This is a genomic window from Vibrio sp. D431a (assembly GCF_030248655.1).
Taxonomy (GTDB): domain Bacteria; phylum Pseudomonadota; class Gammaproteobacteria; order Enterobacterales; family Vibrionaceae; genus Vibrio; species Vibrio alginolyticus.
Genome location: NZ_JAHGAP010000046.1, coordinates 1 through 567 on the forward strand (window position 1 = coordinate 1; position 567 = coordinate 567).

Consider the following 567-nt stretch of genomic DNA (forward strand, 5'->3'; position numbering starts at 1 on the left):
CGTTGGTTTAAGTGATTAAAGCGGTATGCGGCAGCATCGGTATTGCGTTGCTCACACCTTAACAGGGCGTTATGAGCTAAGAGGTTTATCAATGAATTCGATTGAAAAAGCGAGTAAAAGTGACATTGAAGCTCTTCTAGATATTCAGGTCTCAGCATTCTCCACAGATCAAAAGCTCTGCGGCTCAGCTCCACCTGGCTATGATGACTATGAGTATCAACTCAAGGCAATGAAGCGCTACTCATATTATGTGATTAAGCATAAAAACAGTGTTGTTGGTGGGTTTTACTTTTCAGTGGAGCAGGACAGCCTCAAGCTATTAAGGCTTTTTGTTGCACCAACTCATCAAGATATGGGGGTTGGTACATTTGCCCTCGATTTTCTTTTAGATATAGCTCGCCCTGGAACCGTTATAGAGCTGGAAACACCAACATTCAGCACTGCCGCACAGCGATTTTACGAGAAAAATGGTTTCCGAAAAGCAAAGTTGATCGATTATGGTTCTAGTCAGTCATATCAATATAGTAAGACTGTCACCTGAATACGCTCATAACAAACTGTTCAAGA

Annotated in this window: 1 protein-coding gene; it reads left to right on the forward strand. The window is 42.0% G+C overall.

Features of this window, described 5'->3' with window-relative positions; translation table 11 throughout:
- Window positions 1-91 precede the first annotated feature (91 nt).
- Window positions 92-541, forward strand: a complete 450-nt coding sequence (locus KJB35_RS26305; RefSeq protein ID WP_238842959.1) for a GNAT family N-acetyltransferase — start codon at window positions 92-94, stop codon at window positions 539-541.
- Window positions 542-567 lie beyond the last annotated feature (26 nt).